Origin of the sequence: Pseudomonas sp. SK3(2021) (assembly GCF_016772375.1) — a bacterium.
GTDB classification, from domain to species: domain Bacteria; phylum Pseudomonadota; class Gammaproteobacteria; order Pseudomonadales; family Pseudomonadaceae; genus Aquipseudomonas; species Aquipseudomonas chlororaphis_I.
Window position 1 is genome coordinate 3210208 of record NZ_CP061943.1, and the last position, 19404, is coordinate 3229611.

Consider the following 19404-nt stretch of genomic DNA (forward strand, 5'->3'; position numbering starts at 1 on the left):
ATAACTAATCCGGAGCTCCAGATGTCTGTATCGCCCCCGGCTGTTGAAACACCGCAGGAACACCTGTCGTTCGAGGCACTGGCGACGTTGCTGGAAACGATCTTCCTGCGCCATGGCACCAGCGCCGAAGTGGCGCGCAGCCTGGCGCGGAACTGTGCCGCTGCCGAGCGCGACGGTGCCCACAGTCACGGCGTGTTCCGCATTCCCGGTTACGTGTCGACCCTCAACAGCGGCTGGGTCAACGGCAAGGCCGTGCCGGTGGTCGAAGACGTGGCCCCGGCCTTTGTCCGGGTCGATGCGGCTAACGGTTTCGCCCAACCGGCGCTGGCGGCGGCGCGCGCGTTGCTGGTGGAGAAAGCGCGCCACGCCGGGATCGCCATTCTGGCCATTCGCAACTCCCATCACTTCGCCGCGTTGTGGCCGGACGTCGAGCCATTCGCCGAGGAGGGGCTGGTGGCCCTGAGCGTGGTCAACAGCATGACCTGCGTGGTGCCCCACGGCGCCGATCGGCCGTTGTTCGGCACCAACCCGATTGCCTTTGCCGCGCCCCAGGCCGCTGGCGATCCGATCGTCTTCGACCTGGCCACCAGCGCCATTGCCCATGGCGACGTGCAGATCGCCGCGCGCAAGGGCGAACGCCTGCCGCCGGGCATGGGCGTGGACGGCCTCGGCCAGCCCACCGACGACCCGAAAGCCATTCTCGAAGGCGGCGCGCTGCTGCCGTTCGGCGGGCACAAGGGGTCGGCGCTGTCGATGATGGTCGAGCTGCTGGCGGCGGCGCTGACCGGTGGCCATTTCTCGTTCGAGTTCGACTGGTCCAACCATCCCGGCGCGAAAACGCCCTGGACCGGCCAGTTGCTGATCGTCATCGATCCGAGCAAGGGCGCCGGGCAGAATTTCGCCGAACGCAGCCAGGAGTTGATCCGGCAGATGCATGGCGTAGGGCTCAAGCGCCTGCCGGGGGATCGGCGGCATCGTCAGCGGGAAAAGTCCCGGCAACAGGGGATTGCCCTGGACGCCGCGGAACTCAAGCAGCTGCGGGAGCTGGCCGGGCTTTAAAGCACGCTTTCAAAACGCAAGGACCAGGCGAGCATGCTGCTGGCCTGGTCCTTTTTTCAGCGGTTGCGGGTAGCGCTGGTCGTTACAACAAGCCTGTTACGAACGACGCCCCAGCAACAGGCCCACCACCAGGCCGACGCCGGCGGAGATGGCCACGGCCTGCCACGGATGGCCGCCGATATAGTGCTCGGTAGCGTCCACCACCGGCTTGCTGCGCTCGCGCACGCTGGACACCGAGTCCAGCGCCTGCTTGAGTTTCAACCCGACCTGCTGGCGCAGGTTCTCGCCTTCCTCACCGACCAAGGACGCGCTGCTTTTCAGAAGCTTTTCCGATTCTTCGATCAACGCCTGAAGCTCGCTGAATTCCTGGTCCTTGATTTGTTCGTCAGCCGCTTGCGTGGCAGTTTTACGAGCCATTGAGTTACTCCTTGCGGGTCAGTGATGCAATGAACAATGGAGTCGCGGGGCTGGCGAAAAGTTGCAGATATTTTCTCCACCCGCTCCATGCCAGCGGGAAAACCCCAGCCGTCACAGTGTAAGATGTCGGCTATTTTACGCAGCAGGAAATTCCCATGAGCTTCAATCTGGCCAACAAGACTCTCGCCGAGCGCGCAGAGATCGAAGATGAAAAGTCCCGCCTGTTCGAGCTGTGGCAGAGCAACCTGGGCAAGGCCAAGGGCGAAGCCGCGCGGTTGTTCGGCGAGCGCGGCAAGCGCAAGGGCAAATGGGCCGAATGGGTGCGTGCCGAGCTTGACGGCATGTCGCCGCCGGAATACGCCAACATGGTGCGCAGTGAAGTCAATCGCCTGATGGCGGCGAACAAGTAGCTGCGAAGCTGGCGACTATCGCCTCGCGCACTTTCAGCACCAGCGGATCGATCTGCGCGCTGGTGCGCCAGCCCAGTTCGATCGGGTAACGCGGCAGGTCCAGCGGGCAGGGCAGCAACGCCAGCCCGGTCAGTTCGGCGATGCTTCGCGCGGCATGGGCCGGAATGGTCGCCACCGCCTGGCTGCCCTTGAGCAGATGGGGCAGCGCGGCAAAATGCGTGGTCGAGGCGCAGACCTGGCGACTCAGCCCCAGGGCCGCCAGACCCTCGTCGGTAATCCCGATAAACCCTTGCGACGACACCAGCAGATGCTCGCGGGCGACGAACTCGTCGAGGTCGATGGCCTGCTGTCCGGGCCTCAGGCTCGCCGGGTCCGCCAGGCACAGATAACCACCTTCCCCCAATACCTGGCGGCTGAGCAGGCGTTCGGCGAAACCGCCGGCGCTGATGGCCAGGTCGATGCTGCGCTGCAACAGCGCTTCGCCGACGATCTGGCTGTGGCTCTGGCGAAAGATCAGGCGCAGCTTCGGCGCCCGCCGGGCGACTTCCTCGATCAGGCGCCGGCCGTAGGCAATCTCGAAATCGTCCGACAGCCCGATCGCCACCGAGCGGCCCTGGTAATGGCTGGCATGGGGATCGACCATGGCCAGGCTCTGCCGGCATTTGTTCAGCGCCTCGCTGACCACCGGCTTGAGCTGGTTGGCCCGCAGGGTCGGCGCCAGGCCGCGCCCGGTGCGCACGAACAACTGATCGCCGTACAGCTCGCGCAGGCGCCGCAGCGCCGCGCTCATGGCCGACTGGGTGACGCCCAGGCGCAGGGCGGCGCGACTGGCGCTGGATTCGTCGTGCAGGGCTTCGAAGGCCTTGAGCAGGTTGAGATCGACCTGGGCGATATTCATCTGGTTCATATCATTCAGTATCAGGAGGGGCTTTGCGCATGATCGGCGAGGGCCGGACAATGGGCAACACTTCATCGCCATAGGAGTTTTCCCGATGTCCAAGTCCGTTGTCGCCGCATTGCAGATCGGCTCCCTGCCAGGGGGCAAGGCCGATACCCTGGAGCAGATCCTGTCCTTTGAAGCCGCCATCATCGAGGCCGGCGCGCAGTTGGTGGTGATGCCTGAAGCCTTGCTCGGTGGCTACCCCAAGGGCGAGGGCTTCGGCACCCAGCTCGGCTATCGCCTGCCGGAAGGCCGCGAGGCCTTTGCCCGCTATTTCGCCAACGCCGTCGAGGTGCCGGGCGCGGAGACCGAGGCCCTGGCCGGCCTGGCGGCGCGCACCGGGGCCAACCTGGTGCTGGGGGTGATCGAGCGCGCCGGCAGCACCCTGTATTGCACGGCGCTGTATTTCGACCCGCAACATGGCCTGGTGGGTAAGCATCGCAAGCTGATGCCCACCGGCACCGAGCGGCTGATCTGGGGCAAGGGCGACGGTTCGACCCTGCCGGTGCTGGACACCCAGGTCGGCCGGGTCGGCGCGGTGATCTGCTGGGAAAACATGATGCCGTTGCTGCGCACCGCGATGTACGCCAAGGGCGTGGAAGTCTGGTGCGCACCGACCGTGGACGAGCGCGAGATGTGGCAGGTCAGCATGCGCCACATCGCCCAGGAAGGCCGCTGCTTTGTGGTCAGCGCCTGTCAGGTCCAGGCGTCACCCCAGGAGTTGGGGCTGGAGATCGCCAACTGGCCGGCCGAGCGTCCGCTGATTGCCGGCGGCAGCGTGATTGTCGGGCCCATGGGCGAAGTACTGGCCGGGCCGCTGGTGGGCCGTGCCGGGCTGCTGACGGCGCAGATCGACACCGCCGAACTGGTGCGGGCGCGCTACGACTACGATGTGGTCGGCCACTATGCGCGCCCGGATGTGTTCGAGCTGACGGTGGACGAACGGGCCAAGACCGGCGTGCGTTTCATCTGAGGCGACGCCATTGTTCGCGGGTGATTTCCCAGATATCGCGGGGCAATCGGCCGCAGACGAAGTCGTCTTCGTCACTGCGGATCAAGCGCATGCCGGCGCGTTCGGAAATCCGCCGCGAGGCCAGGTTCGGCGCGGCCTTGGGCACCCGCATCGCCTCGTGCCCCAGCACCTCGAACCAGTATTCGGTGACCGCCGCGCTGGCCTCGCTCATATAACCCTGGCCCTGCCACGCCGGCGCCAGCCAGAAGCCGCGGTTGTTGTCGGTCTGGTCCATCAGGCTGACATTGCCGATCAGTTGCTCCGGCGCGCTTTTCAGGCGGATCGACCAGTGCCATTGCTCACCGCGTTCGATGGCCGGCAGCGCCAGGTCGCGCAGATAACTCAGGGCGCCATCGGCGGGATAGGGCCAGGGCACCTGCGCATTGAGATAACGCACCACTTCCCAGTGCGCAAACTGCTGCTGGATGGCCTCGGCATCGGCCAGTTCCAGTGGCCGCAGGATCAGGCGTTCGGTGTACAGGGTGAGGATCGGTGTCATGCCCGCGCACATTCCTTGTGTGGATCCGGTGTGGTTTTTCAGCGTGCGCCCAGCACCAGGCGCTCGCTGAGAAAGTCGACGAACACTCGCAGTTTCGGCAGCAGATGTCGACTGCCGGGCCAGAGCACCGAGAACTTGCCACTGTCGATCTGGTAGTCGTCCAGCACCGACACCAGCGAGCCGTCGGCCAGCGCCGTGCGCACCACGAAATCCGGCACGAAGGCGAGGCCCAGGCCCTGGGTGGCGGCGAAGATCAGTGACTCCAGATTATTGCTGGTCAAGGCGCTGCGCAGCACCAGCGGCGGCGCATCGGCGGGCAAGCGCAGTTTCCACTCCTGCAATTGCACGGTGCCGGGAAACTTGTAGCGCAGGCAGGCATGCCGCTCCAGGTCCCGGGGACTCTCGGGCACACCCTGGCGAGCGAAGTAGTGAGGGGCGCTGACCAGCACGAAGCGGAATGGCCCCAGGGTGCGGGATTTGAGCTGGGAGTCCGCCAGCTCGCCGCTGCGGATCACTGCGTCGACGCCTTCGGCGATCACGTCGATCAGCCGGTCGTTGAAGTCCAGGTCCAACTCGATGTCCGGGTAGCGTTCGGCGAACTCCGGGAGGATCGGCAACAGCATGCGATAGCCGATGGCGGGCAGGCTGACCCGCAGCTTGCCGCGGGGCTTGTCGCTGATGCGCGCGAGCTCGGCCTCGGCGTCTTCCACCTCGCCGACGATGCGCTGGCAGCGCTCGAAGAACAGCGTGCCTTCCTCGGTCAGGCCGATGCGCCGGGTACTGCGATTGAGCAAGCGCACGCCGAGCCGTTCTTCCAGGCGGGCCAGGCTTTTACCCACCGCCGAGGCGGAGATGCCCAGGCGTTGCGCCGCGCCGACAAAACTGCCGGCCTGCACCGTGCGCACAAAGGCCAGCATGCCACTGAGGTTGTCCATGGGAATCTCGATTGGAGCGTTTATGTCCGTAAAGAACGGACTTGAGCCCTGTTTGTGGATGATTGCCGCGAATCTACCATTGATCGCACGCTAACGTTCCCCCCTGAGGTGCCGATGAATTCGCCAACCGATGTGCCTGCCGCGTTCGATGACGCTGTCGCGGGCGGTCCTTCCTACGCGGTACTGGCCGCGGTGTGCCTGGCGGCGTTGATCCTGCCGCTGACCTTTGTCGGCGTGGCGGTGGCGACCCCGGCCATCGGCCGCGAGCTGGGCGGCGGCCCCCTGGCCCTGAGCTGGATCACCAATGCCTTCATGCTGAGTTTCGGCAGCGTGCTGATGGCCGCCGGCACCCTGGCCGACGAGTACGGGCGCAAGCGCGTGTTCAGCCTCGGCGTCGGCCTGTTCGCCCTGACCTCGCTGGCCCTGGCCTTCGCGCCTTCGCTGCTCTGGCTCGACCTGTTGCGGGCGGTGCAGGGGCTGGCCGGCGCGGCGGCGTTGGCGGGCGGCTCGGCGGCCCTGGCCCAGGCGTTCGAGGGCCCGGCGCGGACCCGCGCCTTCAGCCTGCTGGGCACCACCTTCGGCGTCGGCCTGGCATTCGGGCCGATCCTCGCCGGGGTGCTGATCGAAGCCTACGGCTGGCGTTCGATCTTCGTCTCCGGGACCTTGATCGGCGGCCTGTCGCTGTTGTTCGGTGTGCCGCGCATGCAGGAGTCCCGCGACCCGGACGCGGCGGGTGTCGACTGGCCCGGCACCTTGAGTTTCACCGCGGCGCTGGTGGCGCTGACCTGGGGCATCTTGCAGGCGCCGCAAAGCGGCTGGGGCAGCCCGTTGGTCTGGGGCCTGCTGTTGGTGGCGCTGCTGGCGTTGTTGCTGTTCATTGTCGTGGAACTGCGGGTCAAGCGGCCGATGCTCGACCTGTCGCTGTTTCGTTACCCGCGCTTTGTCGGCGTGCAGCTGCTGCCGATCGCCACCTGCTATTGCTTCGTGGTGTTGCTGATCCTGTTGCCGATCCGCTTTATCGGCGTGGAAGGCTACAGCGAGATCGATGCCGGGCTGATGATGATCGCCCTGTCCGCGCCGATGGTGGTGGTGCCGTTGCTGGCGGCGTGGCTGACCCGCTGGTTCGGCGCCGGGAGCTTGTCCAGCGTCGGCCTGGCGATTGCCGCGGGCGGGCTCTATCTGCTCAGCCGGATCGCCCCCGGGCAGGCGCCGGCGGCCAATGTCTTGCCCATGCTGCTGATCGGCCTCGGTGCCGGTTTGCCCTGGGGCCTGATGGACGGGCTGTCGGTCAGTGTGGTGCCCAAGGAACGGGCGGGGATGGCCACCGGCATCTTCAGCACTACCCGGGTGGCGGGCGAGGGCATTGCCCTGGCCCTGGTGGCGGCCCTGCTGGCCGGTTTGCTGCAACTGTCCATGGCCGCGGCGCTGCCGGAGCATCCGCAGCTGCCGCTGGCGGCCCAGCAGTTGGCCAACGGCAACCTGCAGGCCAGCGCGGCCTTGTTGCCCGAGCTGGGCCGGGACCTGTTGCTCGGGCTCTACGCCAAGGCCTTCGGCTGGCTGTTGCATGCGCTGATCGCCATCACCCTGGTCGCGGCGCTGGTGGTGCGGCTGATGCTGCATGAGCCGCGCCGGACTTGAGGGCGTTCAACGAAACTCGAAGAACTCGTAGTGCAGGTTGCACTCGGGAATCGCGTATTCGCGCATCAACGTCTTGACCCGCGCGAGCAAGCCCTTGGGCCCGCAGAAACTGATCTGGATCTGCTGTGGATCGGTTTCGCTGGCCAGCCGTTTCAGGGTTTCCCCCAGGCGGTCGGCGCCGTCGGTGTGGCCGATGAAATCCACCCCGCGTTCCTCGGCCAGGCCCTGCAGGGTTTCGATGCTGGGGAAAGCCCGTGACGGGTTGCAGCAGTAGACCAGGGTCGCCTGGTCGAAGCGCCCGGCGGTGGCATCCTGCAGCCACGAGATAAAGGGCGAGATACCGACACCACCGCCGATCCAGATTTCCCGGCCGGCATCGAGCCGGCGCTTGAAGCGGCCATAGGGCGCGTAGAGGTCGGCGAGCATGCCGACCTTGACCTGCTGGCGCAGCTTCTGGGTGTAGTCGCCCAGGGCGCGGATCACGAACTCGATACGGCCGTCGCTGGCGTGGGCGCTGGCGATAGTGAAGGGGTGCGGCTCGCGCAGGCCTTTTTCGCGCATGGCGAGAAAGGCGAACTGCCCGGCCTTGAACGCAAAACCGCGGTGCAACGGGGTCAGTTCCAGGTACAGGGAGTTTTTCTCCAGGGTCACGGCGCTGACCCGGTATTCGCCGGCCTTGGCCAGCAACGGATAGAGCAGCAGCTTGTACAGGGCGCCGAGCAGGCCCAGGCCGCAGAGTGCGGTGAGCCAGATGCCCGAGGGGTTATCCAGGGCAATCGGCGACTTGAAGCTCAGCCAGTGCAGGATGACGATCGCGAACAGCGGCCCGGACAGCTTGTGCCACCAGCGCCACTGGCCGTAGGGAATGTTGCGGTTCAGCGCCAGCAGCACGATCAGGCCGAGGGCGACGTAGCTCAGCTGGCGCACCATGCGGGTCCAGTACTTGGACAGCTCGATGATCGGCACGCTTTGCCAGAGATCCAGGTTGGCCTTGAACACCAGGTGATAGCTGGCGAAGACCAGCGCCCAGATGCCCAGCCACTTGTGGGTTTCATAGACCCGGTCGAGGCCGCCGAACAGCCGCTCGACCCAGCGCCAGCGGCTGGCCAGCAGGCAGGACAGGGCCATATAGGCCAGCGCGGTGGCGCCGAGGACCAGGCTCAGGGTGGCGGAGGTCAGCCAGGTATCGCTGGGGATTTCCAGCAGCACGGTGAGGGTGGTGATCAGCAGGACGCCGACCACCGAGTACCAGGTTTTCAAGGGGGACACCTCCAGAAAGAGGGCGCCAGTGTCGGCGCATAGGGTGGGGCGCGGGCTGCGGGCCGGTGAGGGCAGCCAGGGTGAGGGCGCATTTTACCGGCAGAGCGTCGAGCCCGGGCTGATTTGCATCAGCGCCTGCTCAGTGTGGGTCGGGCAAGGGGTTTTCCACCAGCCAGGCCTGGGCGAAATCCAGGTAGGCGCGGACGATGTTCGAGGGCGGGCGCGGGTTCCGATAAAGCAGGTGCAGCTGTTGTTCCGGCATCGGCAGGCGGGGCAGCAGGGCTTGCAGACGACCGTCGCGCAGCGCTTCGGCGGCAAGAAAGGCCGGCAGCTCGGTGACCACCTTGGCGGTCAGCGCCAGTTGGCGCAGGTGCAGGTAATCGTTGGCGGCGAACAGCGGATCGGGGCTGTAGCATTGGTCGCCCAGTTGCCACCGTTCCCGGGCATCGGCATGGCGCGACCAGACGGCACAGGGAAAGCCGCGAAGGTCGGCAGGGGTTTGCGGGGTGCCGAGGCGCTCCAGCAGCAGCGGGCTGGCGACCAGCAGGTGGCGGTAGCTGCCGAGCAGGCGCGCCGGGCGATCCTCGTCGAACAGCGGCCCGGCGCGCAGGGCGACATCGACCCCGTCCTCTGCCTGGTCGCTTTCCCGCTCACTGGTGTAGACCGCGACCTGGACTCCGGGATGGCGCCGCTGGAACTCCGCCAGCAGCTTCCACCAGCTCTCGAATGCCGCAGGCACCGACACACTCAGGCGGCCTTGCAAGCGCACTCGATCATTTCTGACAGCCTGTTCGCCCTCGGCCAGGGCCTCGATACCGCGGCTGGCGTGCTCGTAGAGCTGGCTGCCGGCGGCGGTCAACCGGGTGCCGCGGGCGGAGCGTTCCAGCAGTTGCACGTCGAGGCTGCGTTCCAGTTCACGAATGCCTCGGCGGATGGTGGCCAGCGGTAGTTGCAGCAGGTTGGCGGCGGACGAAATGCTGCCGCATTGGACCACGCTGACAAACATCCTGGCGGCGTTGAGATCCATGAGCGCTCCCTGTCGAATGTAGGGGAAAGCCTATCAGTTGCGGCTCTGCCCGATCAAAAAAGCAGCGCCGGTTGTTCGCGCGCGGGGGCCGTGCAAGGAGCCGTGCGAGGGATCGCCACGACAACTGTGTTCTCGACGCGGCGGGGTGCGTCTAGCAGCGGTAGCTTCGCGGCGGTGCGAGGCACGAAGTGCGAGTCTGAACATGCAAGCATTGTTGAACGAGATCCTCGACGAGGTCCGTCCCTTGATTGGCCAGGGCAAAGTGGCCAGCTACATTCCGGCGCTGGCCGACGTGCCGGCCAACCAGCTGGGGATTGCCGTGTATGGCAACGATGGCCAGGTATTCAGCGCCGGCGATGCCGATACGCCGTTCTCGGTGCAGAGTATTTCCAAGGTGTTCAGCCTGGTGCAGGCCATCGGGCATTCCGGCGAGGCGATCTGGCAGCGCCTGGGGCATGAGCCTTCCGGGCAACCCTTCAATTCCCTGGTGCAGCTGGAGTTCGAGCGTGGCCGTCCGCGCAACCCGTTCATCAACGCCGGGGCGCTGGTGATCTGCGACATCAACCAGTCGCGCTTCGCCGCGCCGGCGCTGTCCATGCGCGATTTCGTGCGGCGCCTGTCCGGCAATATGCAGGTGCTGGTGGACGGCCGCGTCGCCGATTCGGAATACCAGCACCGCGCGCGCAATGCGGCCATGGCCTACCTGATGCAGTCCTTCGGCAACTTCCACAACGACGTCGAGGCGGTGCTGCGCAGCTACTTCAGCCACTGTGCGCTGCGCATGAGTTGCGTCGACCTGGCGCGGGCCTTCTGCTTCCTGGCCAACGATGGTTTCTGCAAGCACAGCGGCGAGCAGATCCTCACGGCGCGCCAGACCCAGCAGGTCAACTCGATCATGGCCACCAGCGGCCTGTACGACGAAGCCGGCAATTTCGCCTACCGCGTCGGCCTGCCGGGCAAGAGCGGCGTGGGCGGCGGCATCGTCGCGGTGGTGCCGGGGCAGTTCACGGTGTGCGTGTGGTCGCCGGAGTTGAACGCGGCGGGCAATTCCCTGGTGGGCATGGCGGCGCTGGAGTTGCTGAGCCAGCGCATCGGCTGGTCGGTGTTCTAAGGGCGGCGGGAGCATTGCGGCCGGTTGCGGGTGCTGCGCACCCGATCGCAGGCTGCGCCAGCGGCTACAGGAATGCGGTGCTTGTGTAGCCGCTGCCGAGCCTGCGAGGCTGCGCTCGGTTTGGGCGGCATTCCGACGTAGCAACCGCAAAGCCTGAGTCCGCGATCTGCCTGGATAACCCGTTGGCAGGCTTGGCGACGGCTGCGCCGCCGATCGCAGGCTGCGCCAGCGGCTACAGGAACGCGGTGCTTGTGTAGCCGCTGCCGAGCCTGCGAGGCTGCGCTCGGTTTGGGCGGCATTCCGACGTAGCGACCGCAAAGCCTGAGTCCGCGGTCTGCCTGGATAACCCGTTGGCAGGCTTGGCGACGGCTGCGCCGCCGATCGCAGGCTGCGCCAGCGACTACAGGGAAGCGCCCGATTACCAGGTGAAGTTGGCGGTCTTCGGCAGGCTCAGCTGGCCTTTGTCGACGAACCGCAGGGTGCCGAACGGGCCACCGGCGAGCTTGCCGCGCAGCACATAGGGCAGGTTGTCGAGGCTTTGCGTCTGGCTCAGGCCCAGGGTCTGGCGCAGCACGGCGAAGGCCGAGACGCTGACCGGCACCACCAGTACACCCTCGGAGAAACGCCCGATGCTGCCGCTCTGGTCGCTGACCCCGGAGGCCAGCGGCCGGCCGTTGACCTCCAGGTCCAGGGCCACGCCGTTGTAGTGGATCGCGGTTTCGTTGGGGTTCTGCAGGCGCAGCTTGATCGCGAAGCGCACTTCCAGGTCCTGGCTGGGCAGGGGCTCGATACCGACCACATTGATATTCAGCGGATCGTGCTGGGGAAACAGGGCGCAGGCGCTCAGGCTGAGTAACAGCAAGGAAAGGGTGAGACCGAGGAATCTGCGCATTGGAAGCTCTCTGCGGGAAAGGAGGCAGTAGCGAATCTAGCGCGAGCCGGCCGCTGCTACAAACCGTAGGCCGCAAATGCCCCTCATGGATACCCGTAGGAGCGAGCTTGCTCGCGATGGACGTTAACGATTCTGCGTATCGTCCGGATAAACACAGCGCTCTGAAGTCCATCGCGAGCAAGCTCGCTCCTGCAAGGGAAGTCAGGCGCTGGCTTTGGCGCTGACATCCGGGTCCTGCATGACCTTGAGGGTCGCCGCTTCCGGGTCGAACTCGTCTTCTTCCAGTTCGATGAATTCTTCCGGCAGGAAGATGTTCAGCAGGATCGCGCACATCGCGCCCACGGTGATCGGCGATTCGAAGATGTTGTGCAGCGCCTTGGGCAGTTCGCGCAGGACTTCCGGCACCGCCGCCACGCCCAGGCCCATCCCCAGGGAAATGGCGACGATCAGCACGTTGCGTCGATGCAGCCCGGCTTCGGCGAGGATCTTGATCCCGGCCACGGCCACGGTGCCGAACATGATCAGGGTCGCGCCGCCCAGCACCGGCTTGGGCATCAGTTGCAGCACCGCGCCGATCACCGGGAACAGCCCCAGCAGCACCAGCAGGCCGGCAATGAAATACGCCACGTAGCGGCTGGCCACGCCGGTCAGCTGAATCACCCCGTTGTTCTGGGCGAAGGTGACCATCGGCAGGCTGTTGAACACCGCCGCCACCATCGAGTTGAAACCGTCGGCCAGCAGGCCGGACTTGATGCGCTTGATGTACAGCGGGCCCTTGACCGGCTGTTGGGAAATCATCGAGTTGGCGGTCAGGTCGCCGGCCGCTTCCAGGGGCGAGATCAGGAAAATCACCGCCAGCGGGATGAAGGCGATCAAGTCGAAGGAGAAGCCGTACTTGAACGGCACCGGCACGCTGACCATCGGCACTTGCGGCATCGTCGCCAAATCGACCCGGCCCAGCAGCCAGGCGACCACGAAGCCCAGGGTCAGGCCGATGACGATCGAGCCCAGGCGCAGCATCGGGTGGCTGAAGCGGTTGAGTATCACGATGCTCAGCAGCACCAGGGCGGCCAGGCCGAGGTTGCTGGCGGCGCCCAGGTCCGGGGCGCCGAAGCCGCCGGCCATGTCGGTGACCGCCACCTTGATCAGCGACAGGCCCATCAGGGTGATGATGGTGCCGGTGACCACCGGGGTGATCAGCTTGCGCAGCTTGCCGATGAACTGGCTGAGGAACATCTCGATAAAGGCCGCGCAGAAGCAGATGCCGAAGATGGTCGAGAGGATTTCCTCGTTGCTGCCGCCACGGCCCTTGACCATCAACCCGGCGCTGAGCAGCACGCTGATAAAGGAAAAGCTGGTGCCCTGCACGCACAGCAGCCCGGAACCGATCGGCCCCAGGCGCCGGGCCTGGACGAAGGTGCCCAGGCCCGAGACGAACAGCGCCATGCTGATCAGGTAGGGCGTTTCGTTCTGCAGGCCCAGTACGCCGCCGAAGATCAGGGTCGGGGAGATGATGCCGACAAAGCTCGCCAGCACATGTTGCAGCGCGGCGAAGATCGCCGCGCTGAAATGCGGGCGGTCCTCCAGGCCATAGATCAGGTCGGACTTGTAGCGCGGCGTGGAGCGATCAGGTGCGGTCATGGGAAAAGCCTGCCAATGACGTGTCGATAGGGCATGAAACACGTGAAGAAAAGGGGCACGACGCGGGCTGTCGGAGGACGTTAGGCAAAATCTGCGAACCCGGTCAGAAAAATGGAGGCGCAGGATGCCAGAAAGGCGTCGGGGCCAGAAGGGTTGATTTAACGCCGCGCCACAACGCACGACAGGCCGCGCGTTCCTCCTGATCCACCGCGGACTCAGGTTTTGCGGCAACTGCGTTGCCGATCGCAGCCTCGCGGGCTCGGCAGCGGCTACAAAGGCACTGCGTCCGTAGCCGCTGCCGAGCGTCAGCGAGGCTGCGATCGAGCTGGGCGAGATTCCGACAAAGCGCTCGCCAAACCAGGCACCGGGTTTCTCCAGCGAGGGCCAGAGTTCGCTACTGACAGATCCTGACAGGGGGCTCTGCTAAGCTGCGCCGATCTTTCCCTGCCGAGTCCGATGACGTGTCGCGCACCACTCGTTTGTTGACCCTGTTGCAAGTACTGCGCGGCAAGCGCTGCCCGGTGACCGCCGCGGCGCTGGCGGCCGAGCTGGAGGTGTCCGAGCGCACCCTGTACCGCGACATCGCCGAGCTGACGGCGCTGGGCGCGCCGATCCACGGCGAGGCCGGGATCGGCTATGTGCTGCGCAGCGGCCTGTTCCTGCCGCCGCTGATGCTCAACGCCGACGAGACCGAAGCCATCGTCCTCGGCCTGCGTTATGTCGACCAGCGTGGCGACGAGGTGCTGGGCAAGGCCGCCGCCGATGCCCTGGCGAAGATCGCCGCGGTGCTGGCCCCGGCAGCCCAGGAAGCCTTGCACAACCCGACGGTGCTGCCCGGTCCGCCGGCTTACTGCTACCCGGAAAACGTGGTGCCGCTGAACGTATTTCGCCAGGCGATCCGCGAGCAGGCCAAGCTGCACATCGATTACGCCGATGTGAACAAGACCCCCAGCCAGCGCCTGATCTGGCCGCTGGCCCTGGGCTTCATGAACGAGGCGCGGGTGATAGTCGCCTGGTGTGAGCTGCGCGACGATTTCCGCACCTTTCGCACCGACCGAATCGCTGCCGCGAGCGAGCAGGGCCAGCGCTATCCGGGGCGCCGCAGCGACCTGTTGCGCACCTGGCGCCAGCGCATGCAACTGGATGATGCCGGGCGTTTCACTCCTGACAAGAACTGACGCGACGGCGTTTTAGCATGGCTCCAGCCACGATAAACAAGGAGCCGCAGTACCATGTCCAGCACAGCCACTTCTCTCGCACCGGCCATCGCCGCCTACCTCGCAGCCACCAATGGTCGGGACAGTTCGGCGGTCGCCAGTTTCTTCGCCGAAGACGCCCAGGTGTTCGATGAGGGCCAGCATCAGACCGGCACCCGCGCCATCGCCCAATGGATGGAAGACACCGCCCGCCGTTACCAGCCCCGGCTCGAGGTGCTCAAGGTCCAGCAGCGCACCGGCAAGGTGCTGGTGGACAACCTGATTTCCGGCAGCTTCCCCGGCAGCCCGCTGGCGTTGCGCTACGTGTTCCGGCTCGACGAGCAGGGCAAGATCGCCCGGCTGGATATCTCGCTGTAGCCGTCGCGCCCGCGCTCGCTGTAGCCGCTGGCGAAGCCTGCGATCGGCAACGCAGTTGCCGTGCGCGTTCTGCCTGACACACCGCGTGCCCAGGTTTGCGGCAACTGCGTTGCCGATCGCAGCCTTGCGCTGCTCGGCAGCGGCTACACAGGCGTCGTGTTCCTTGTAGCCGCTGCGGAGCGACAGCGAGGCTGCGATCGACTTGGGCGGCATCCCGACGCAGCGGTCGCCGGGTGAGGCATGGCATACTGCGCGGCCCATTTGCGGATGCGTGGATCCCATGCCTTTCGATTCTCCCCTCAGCGCCTATCAGTACGCTCTCCAGGAGCGCGGTTTTGTCGCCGACGCGGCCCAGGAGCGGGGGATGCTGGCCTTGCAGCAGTGCCATGTCGCCCTGCATGAAGGGCGCAAGCCGAGCACCGGGGTCTATCTGTGGGGCCCCGTGGGCCGGGGCAAGACCTGGCTGATGGACCAGTTCTATCAAAGCCTCGAGGTGCCGGCGCGGCGTCAGCACTTCCACCACTTCATGGGCTGGGTCCACCAGCGCTCGTTCCAGCTGACCGGCACCGCCGACCCGCTGCAGGCCCTGGCCCGCGAGCTGAGCGAAGAGGTGCGGGTGCTGTGTTTCGACGAACTGTTCGTCAACGACATCGGCGACGCGATCATTCTCGGGCGCCTGTTCCAGGTGATGTTCGAACAGGGCGTGGTGATGGTCTGCACCTCCAACCAGCCGCCGCAACAGCTGTATGCCGACGGTTTCAACCGCGGGCGTTTCCTGCCGGCGATTGCCGCGATCGAGGCGCACATGCAGGTGGTGGCGGTGGACGGGGCCCAGGACCATCGTCTGCACCCGGGGGCTGCCACCCAGCGTTATTGGCTGACCGCGGACGGCCAACCGAGCGCCCTGGGCCCGGCATTCGAACAGTTGGCGGCGGGGCAGGCGGCGTCCAGCGCGGTGTTGCCGGTGGGCTATCGCGAGGTCCAGGTGATCAAGGCCAGCGAGCGGGTGCTCTGGTGCCGTTTCGCCGACCTGTGCGAGCAGCCGTTCGCCGCCATGGACTTCATGGCCCTGTGCGACCGCTTCAGTGCGATCCTGCTCGGCGAAGTGCCCGAGCTCAGCGCGCAACAGCGCCCGGGACGGATTGCCCGGGGCACCGAGGACGGCGCCGAGCGAGTCGTGGCCGGCGATCGCGAGTTGCCGCAATTGTCGGTGCACGATGACAGCGTGCGGCGGTTCATCGCCCTGGTGGACGAGTGCTACGACCGCAAGGTGCCGCTGTACCTCGAAGCGCGGGTGCCGATGGAGGCGCTGTACACCGAGGGCTACCTGGAGTTTCCATTCCGCCGTACCCTCAGTCGTCTGCAGGAGATGCAGCTGCAGCGTTTCGGCTGAACACGCCTGACCATCACAAGGGAGACCTGACCGTGAACCAGCCCCTGTCCCATCATCTGCTGACCATGGCTTACCAGAACGCCTGGGCCAACCACCGCCTGGGCAAGGCCTGGGCAATACTCACCCCGAGCGAGCTGGCGGCGCCACGAGTGAGTTTCTTTCCCAGCCTGAAAGCCACCCTCAACCACATCCTCACCTGCGACTGGTTCTACGTCGACGCGCTGGAGCGGGAGCTGCGCGGCGAGCCGCCACGGGCCGACTGCTATGTGTTTTTCGACAACGAGGAGCCCTTCGACCAGGCCGCCGACCTGCGGCGCGAGCAGGCCCTGGTGGACCGCCGGCTGATCGCCTACTGCGAGCAGCAGCGGGATGCGGACCTTGCACGCATCGTCACCATCGCCCGGGAAAAACCCCAGCGCGATACCCGGTTGCGCATGCTTTCGCACCTGTTCGAGCACCAGCTGCACCACCGTGGCCAGGTGCACGCCATGCTCAGCGGCACCCGGGTGGCGCCGCCGCAGCTGGACGAGTTCTTCTGCGCGGGCGAGGCGGCCCTGCGCGCCGAGGACTTTGCCGAGCTGGGCTGGAGCGAGGCGCAGATCTGGGGCGCCGAGGCGGTCGGGGAAAAGAACGGTAGCGCTTGACGCGCTAGCCGCTCGTTTGGTCATGTGCCGGTGTTTACAATCGCTCTCCCGGGGACCCGCCCGGATCAATCGAACCGTTGAGGACAGACATGGACGTTGCAGACGTATTGGTACTCCAGGCCAGCTACACCAACCCGGTACACGCCGAGGCGATCGCCCTGGTGCTCAACCACTATGCCCAGGACCCGATGGGCGGCGGCCAGCCGCTGGACGCCGATCTGTTGCGGCAATTGCCCGGGGAACTGGCCAAGCGCCCCCATGCCTTCAGCGTGCTGGCTTTTGTCGGCGGCGAACCGGCCGGGCTGGTGAATTGCTTCGAGGGCTTTTCCACCTTTGCCGGGCGGCCGCTGGTCAATGTGCACGACGTGTCGGTGATCGATAAATTCCGCGGCCTGGGCCTGAGCCAGAAGATGCTGCAGAAGGTCGAGGAAATCGCCCGCCAGCGCGGTTGCTGCAAGATCACCCTGGAAGTGCTGGAGGGCAACGCGGTGGCCCAGGCGTCCTACCGCAAGTTCGGCTTCGACGACGCCAGGCTCGACCCGAGCCATGGCCGGATGCTGTTCTGGAACAAAGCGCTGTAAGCCCCTGGAGCCGCCAGCCGATTAATCCACGCCCCTGGATGCATGGCGTACCAGGTTCGTCCAGGGGCCTTACGCCCGCGGCGGATGATTGAGCCGGGCAAACACCAGGCGGAACAGGGTGAAGCTGCCCGGTACGCTGCTGACCTCGGTCCGTCCCTGGTGCAGGTTCATGATCGAGCGCACGATCGCCAAACCCAGCCCCGTACCGCCTTCGGCGCGCGAGCGGCTGCTGTCGACCCGGTAGAAGCGCTCGAACAGGTGCTCCAGGTGCTGCTCCGGGATACCGGCGCCGGGGTTGCCCACCGACAGCGACACGCTCGAATCGTGGTCCTCCACCAGGATCGAAATGCTCGACGCCCGGGGGCTGTGGCGAATGGCGTTGGACAGCAGGTTGGAGATCGCCCGCTGGATCATCAGGCGGTCGCCGTACACCAGGCCATCGCCGGACAGGCTGATGCCCAGGTGCTTTTCCTCGGCGCTCAGGGCGAACAGTTCCATGACCCGCCGCGCTTCCTCGCCCAGCGAGACGGTTTCGAACGCCACCTGGGAGGCCGGATGGCTGACCTGGGCGAGGAACAGCATGTCGCTGACGATCCGGGTCAGGCGCTCCAGCTCTTCGGTGCTCGACTCCAGCACCGCCTTGTATTCGTGGGGCGGGCGTTCCCGGGACAGGGTGACCTGGGCCTTGCCCATCAGGTTGGTGATGGGCGAGCGCAGCTCGTGGGCCAGGTCGTCGGAGAATTGCGAGAGCTGCTGCACGCCGCCGTCGAGCCGGTGCAGCATGAAATTGATGCTGTGGGCCAGCTCGGCCAGTTCCCGCGGCAGGTTGTCCGGCGACAGGCGATGGGTCAGGTCCTGGGTCGTGACCTTGGCGGCCACCCGGCTGAACTGCTGTAAGGGCGCCAGGCCACGCTGCACCACCCACCAGGCGCCGATGCCGATCAGCATCAGCAGCAAGGGCAGGGCGATCACCGTGGAACGCAGGTAGGCACTGAGCAACGCCTGGTCGTTGGCCCGGTCCAGGGACAGCACCACCCGCACCTGTTCGCCATTGCGCAGGCCGATCAGGCTGGAGGTGCTGAGCAGCCGGTTGCCGGTGCTGTCGAGCCAGTCGAGCAATACCGGGCTTTCCGGCTGGGTCAAGGTTTCGGGCAGCGGCCCCAGGTTGCGGTTGCCGATGTTCAACAGCGCTTCGGCCTTGGGATCGGCGCCAAAAATGCTCAGGTGCAGGTTGTCGTGGCCCATCACCAGGTCCAGCAGCGAATGCGGACGGGCGGCGATGTCGCCGGTCTTCAGGTCGCTGGTCAGGGTGTGGCGGATCTGTTCGAGCTTGCTGTCCAGGCTCTTTCTCGCCAGGCCACCCAGTTCATGGCTGAGGGCCAGGTAGGCCAGGGTGGCGAGCAGCAGCACCAGGCCGGCGCCCATCAGGCTGACGGTCAGGCCCAGGCGCATGGACAGGCTGCTGGCGGTGCGTTGTGGCGAGGCTTTCATTGGCGCACTTCCAGGACATAGCCGACGCCACGGATGGTGTGGATCAGCTTGATCTCGCTGGCATCGTCGATCTTCGCCCGCAGGCGACTGATGGAGACCTCCACCACGTTGGTGTCGCAGTCGAAGTTCATGTCCCAGACCAGGGAAATGATCTGGGTCCGGGTCAACACCTCGCCCGACTGGCGCATCAGCACGTGCAACAGGGTGAATTCCTTGGTGGTCAGGTCGATGCGCCGCGTACCGCGATAGGCCCGGTGCCGGCGCGGGTCGAGCTCGAGGTCGGCGACCCGCAGGGTGTCGGTCGCCGGCAGGTTCTCGCTGCGCCGCAGTAGGGTGCGCACCCGCGCCAGCAGCTCGGGGAACTCGAATGGCTTGACCAGGTAATCGTCGGCGCCCAGGTCCAGCCCCCTGACCTTGTCGGCCAGGCGCCCGCGTGCCGAGAGCATCATCACCCGGGTGCTGCTGTCCTTGCGCATGTCTTCCAGCACCTGCCAGCCGTCCTTTTCCGGCAGATTGACGTCCAGAATCACCAGTTCGTAGCTTTGCTGTTCGATCAGGTAAAGCCCGTCGACACCGGTGGCGGCGCGGTCGACCACATAACCGCTTTCGGTCAACCCCTGATGCAAGTAATCGGCAGTTTTACGCTCATCTTCGACAACCAGAATGCGCATGGAAAAGTGACCTCTTGATCATTAAAACGATTTCAATGGCGCTGGATATGAAGTTGTTGTTGGACCAGCCATAAAACCCAGGAAGTCGCCGCTGGTAAATAGCTTCAACCCTTTGGGTGGGGGAATGCTCAAGCCTGAAGTGGCTTTAGGGTCAAGATTTAAAGTGCCTGATATCAATGGTTTGTGCCGGTTTTAGACAGCCGGTCGCT

20 protein-coding genes are annotated in these 19404 nt (G+C 65.8%); 10 read left to right on the top strand and 10 right to left on the bottom strand.

Features of this window, described 5'->3' with window-relative positions; translation table 11 throughout:
* Positions 1–21 precede the first annotated feature (21 nt).
* Positions 22–1059 carry an Ldh family oxidoreductase gene (locus IF690_RS14395; RefSeq protein ID WP_202701178.1) on the top strand — a complete coding sequence of 346 codons (1038 nt, stop codon included), beginning with the start codon at positions 22–24 and terminating at the stop codon, positions 1057–1059.
* A 96-nt stretch (positions 1060–1155) separates the two neighbouring features.
* Here the strand turns inward: IF690_RS14395 and IF690_RS14400 are convergent, their stop codons facing one another.
* Positions 1156–1476, bottom strand: a complete 321-nt coding sequence (locus IF690_RS14400) for an ElaB/YgaM/YqjD family protein (protein WP_202701179.1) — start codon at positions 1474–1476, stop codon at positions 1156–1158.
* Positions 1477–1631: 155 nt separating this feature from the next.
* Here IF690_RS14400 and IF690_RS14405 point away from each other — a divergent pair, with 155 nt between their 5' ends.
* Positions 1632–1886 (top strand): hypothetical protein, encoded by a 255-nt coding sequence (locus tag IF690_RS14405; protein ID WP_007928582.1) that lies wholly within the window; start codon positions 1632–1634, stop codon positions 1884–1886.
* Here the strand turns inward: IF690_RS14405 and IF690_RS14410 are convergent.
* On the bottom strand, positions 1858–2793 hold the full coding sequence (locus IF690_RS14410; RefSeq protein WP_202701180.1) for a LysR family transcriptional regulator: 936 nt from the start codon (positions 2791–2793) through the stop codon (positions 1858–1860). The genes IF690_RS14405 and IF690_RS14410 overlap by 29 nt on opposite strands.
* 85 nt (positions 2794–2878) lie before the next feature.
* Between IF690_RS14410 and IF690_RS14415 the strand changes: the two genes are divergently transcribed.
* A complete protein-coding gene (locus IF690_RS14415) occupies positions 2879–3799 on the top strand; it encodes a carbon-nitrogen hydrolase family protein (RefSeq protein ID WP_202701182.1) in 921 nt (306 codons plus the stop codon).
* Here the strand turns inward: IF690_RS14415 and IF690_RS14420 are convergent.
* Positions 3792–4337, bottom strand: a complete 546-nt coding sequence (locus IF690_RS14420; RefSeq protein ID WP_202701184.1) for a GNAT family N-acetyltransferase — start codon at positions 4335–4337, stop codon at positions 3792–3794. The genes IF690_RS14415 and IF690_RS14420 overlap by 8 nt on opposite strands.
* A gap of 38 nt (positions 4338–4375) precedes the next feature.
* Positions 4376–5272 carry a LysR family transcriptional regulator gene (locus tag IF690_RS14425; RefSeq protein WP_202701186.1) on the bottom strand — a complete coding sequence of 299 codons (897 nt, stop codon included), beginning with the start codon at positions 5270–5272 and terminating at the stop codon, positions 4376–4378.
* 114 nt (positions 5273–5386) lie between these two features.
* On the opposite strand from IF690_RS14425, the gene IF690_RS14430 reads away from it, so the two are divergent.
* Entirely contained in the window at positions 5387–6910 is a 1524-nt protein-coding gene (locus tag IF690_RS14430) for an MFS transporter (RefSeq protein ID WP_202701188.1), read from the top strand.
* A gap of 6 nt (positions 6911–6916) precedes the next feature.
* Here IF690_RS14430 and IF690_RS14435 read toward each other — a convergent pair whose 3' ends face one another.
* Positions 6917–8170, bottom strand: coding sequence for a ferredoxin reductase family protein (locus IF690_RS14435; protein ID WP_202701190.1), 1254 nt, complete (start codon positions 8168–8170; stop codon positions 6917–6919).
* Positions 8171–8309: 139 nt separating this feature from the next.
* A complete protein-coding gene (locus IF690_RS14440; RefSeq protein WP_202701192.1) occupies positions 8310–9197 on the bottom strand; it encodes a LysR family transcriptional regulator in 888 nt (295 codons plus the stop codon).
* A gap of 202 nt (positions 9198–9399) precedes the next feature.
* Here IF690_RS14440 and glsB point away from each other — a divergent pair, with 202 nt between their 5' ends.
* Positions 9400–10308 (top strand): glutaminase B, encoded by a 909-nt coding sequence (gene glsB / locus IF690_RS14445; RefSeq protein ID WP_007928538.1) that lies wholly within the window; start codon positions 9400–9402, stop codon positions 10306–10308.
* A gap of 418 nt (positions 10309–10726) precedes the next feature.
* Here glsB and IF690_RS14450 read toward each other — a convergent pair whose 3' ends face one another.
* Positions 10727–11200, bottom strand: a complete 474-nt coding sequence (locus IF690_RS14450) for an LEA/WHy family protein (protein ID WP_202701193.1) — start codon at positions 11198–11200, stop codon at positions 10727–10729.
* A 201-nt stretch (positions 11201–11401) separates the two neighbouring features.
* The gene (locus IF690_RS14455) at positions 11402–12841 is read right to left on the bottom strand and encodes a nucleobase:cation symporter-2 family protein (RefSeq protein ID WP_202701194.1); all 1440 of its coding nucleotides are present in this window, start codon (positions 12839–12841) and stop codon (positions 11402–11404) included.
* A 461-nt stretch (positions 12842–13302) separates the two neighbouring features.
* On the opposite strand from IF690_RS14455, the gene IF690_RS14460 reads away from it, so the two are divergent.
* The 5 genes from IF690_RS14460 (at position 13303) to IF690_RS14480 (ending at position 17033) form a co-directional block, all read left to right on the top strand.
* Positions 13303–14019, top strand: a complete 717-nt coding sequence (locus IF690_RS14460; RefSeq protein WP_009048852.1) for a helix-turn-helix transcriptional regulator — start codon at positions 13303–13305, stop codon at positions 14017–14019.
* Positions 14020–14073: 54 nt separating this feature from the next.
* Positions 14074–14415 carry a nuclear transport factor 2 family protein gene (locus IF690_RS14465; RefSeq protein ID WP_202701195.1) on the top strand — a complete coding sequence of 114 codons (342 nt, stop codon included), beginning with the start codon at positions 14074–14076 and terminating at the stop codon, positions 14413–14415.
* 280 nt (positions 14416–14695) lie between these two features.
* Positions 14696–15808, top strand: coding sequence for a cell division protein ZapE (zapE, locus tag IF690_RS14470; RefSeq protein WP_202701196.1), 1113 nt, complete (start codon positions 14696–14698; stop codon positions 15806–15808).
* Positions 15809–15840: 32 nt separating this feature from the next.
* Positions 15841–16452 carry a DinB family protein gene (locus tag IF690_RS14475; protein WP_202701197.1) on the top strand — a complete coding sequence of 204 codons (612 nt, stop codon included), beginning with the start codon at positions 15841–15843 and terminating at the stop codon, positions 16450–16452.
* Between the two features lie 89 nt (positions 16453–16541).
* Positions 16542–17033, top strand: a complete 492-nt coding sequence (locus tag IF690_RS14480) for a GNAT family N-acetyltransferase (RefSeq protein WP_202701198.1) — start codon at positions 16542–16544, stop codon at positions 17031–17033.
* A gap of 69 nt (positions 17034–17102) precedes the next feature.
* On the opposite strand, the gene IF690_RS14485 is transcribed toward IF690_RS14480, so the two are convergent.
* Complete coding sequence (locus IF690_RS14485; protein WP_202701200.1) at positions 17103–18524, bottom strand: heavy metal sensor histidine kinase; 1422 nt, start codon at positions 18522–18524, stop codon at positions 17103–17105.
* Positions 18521–19195, bottom strand: coding sequence for a heavy metal response regulator transcription factor (locus IF690_RS14490; protein WP_202701202.1), 675 nt, complete (start codon positions 19193–19195; stop codon positions 18521–18523). The genes IF690_RS14485 and IF690_RS14490 overlap by 4 nt, the downstream gene beginning before the upstream one ends.
* Positions 19196–19404: the final 209 nt, after the last annotated feature.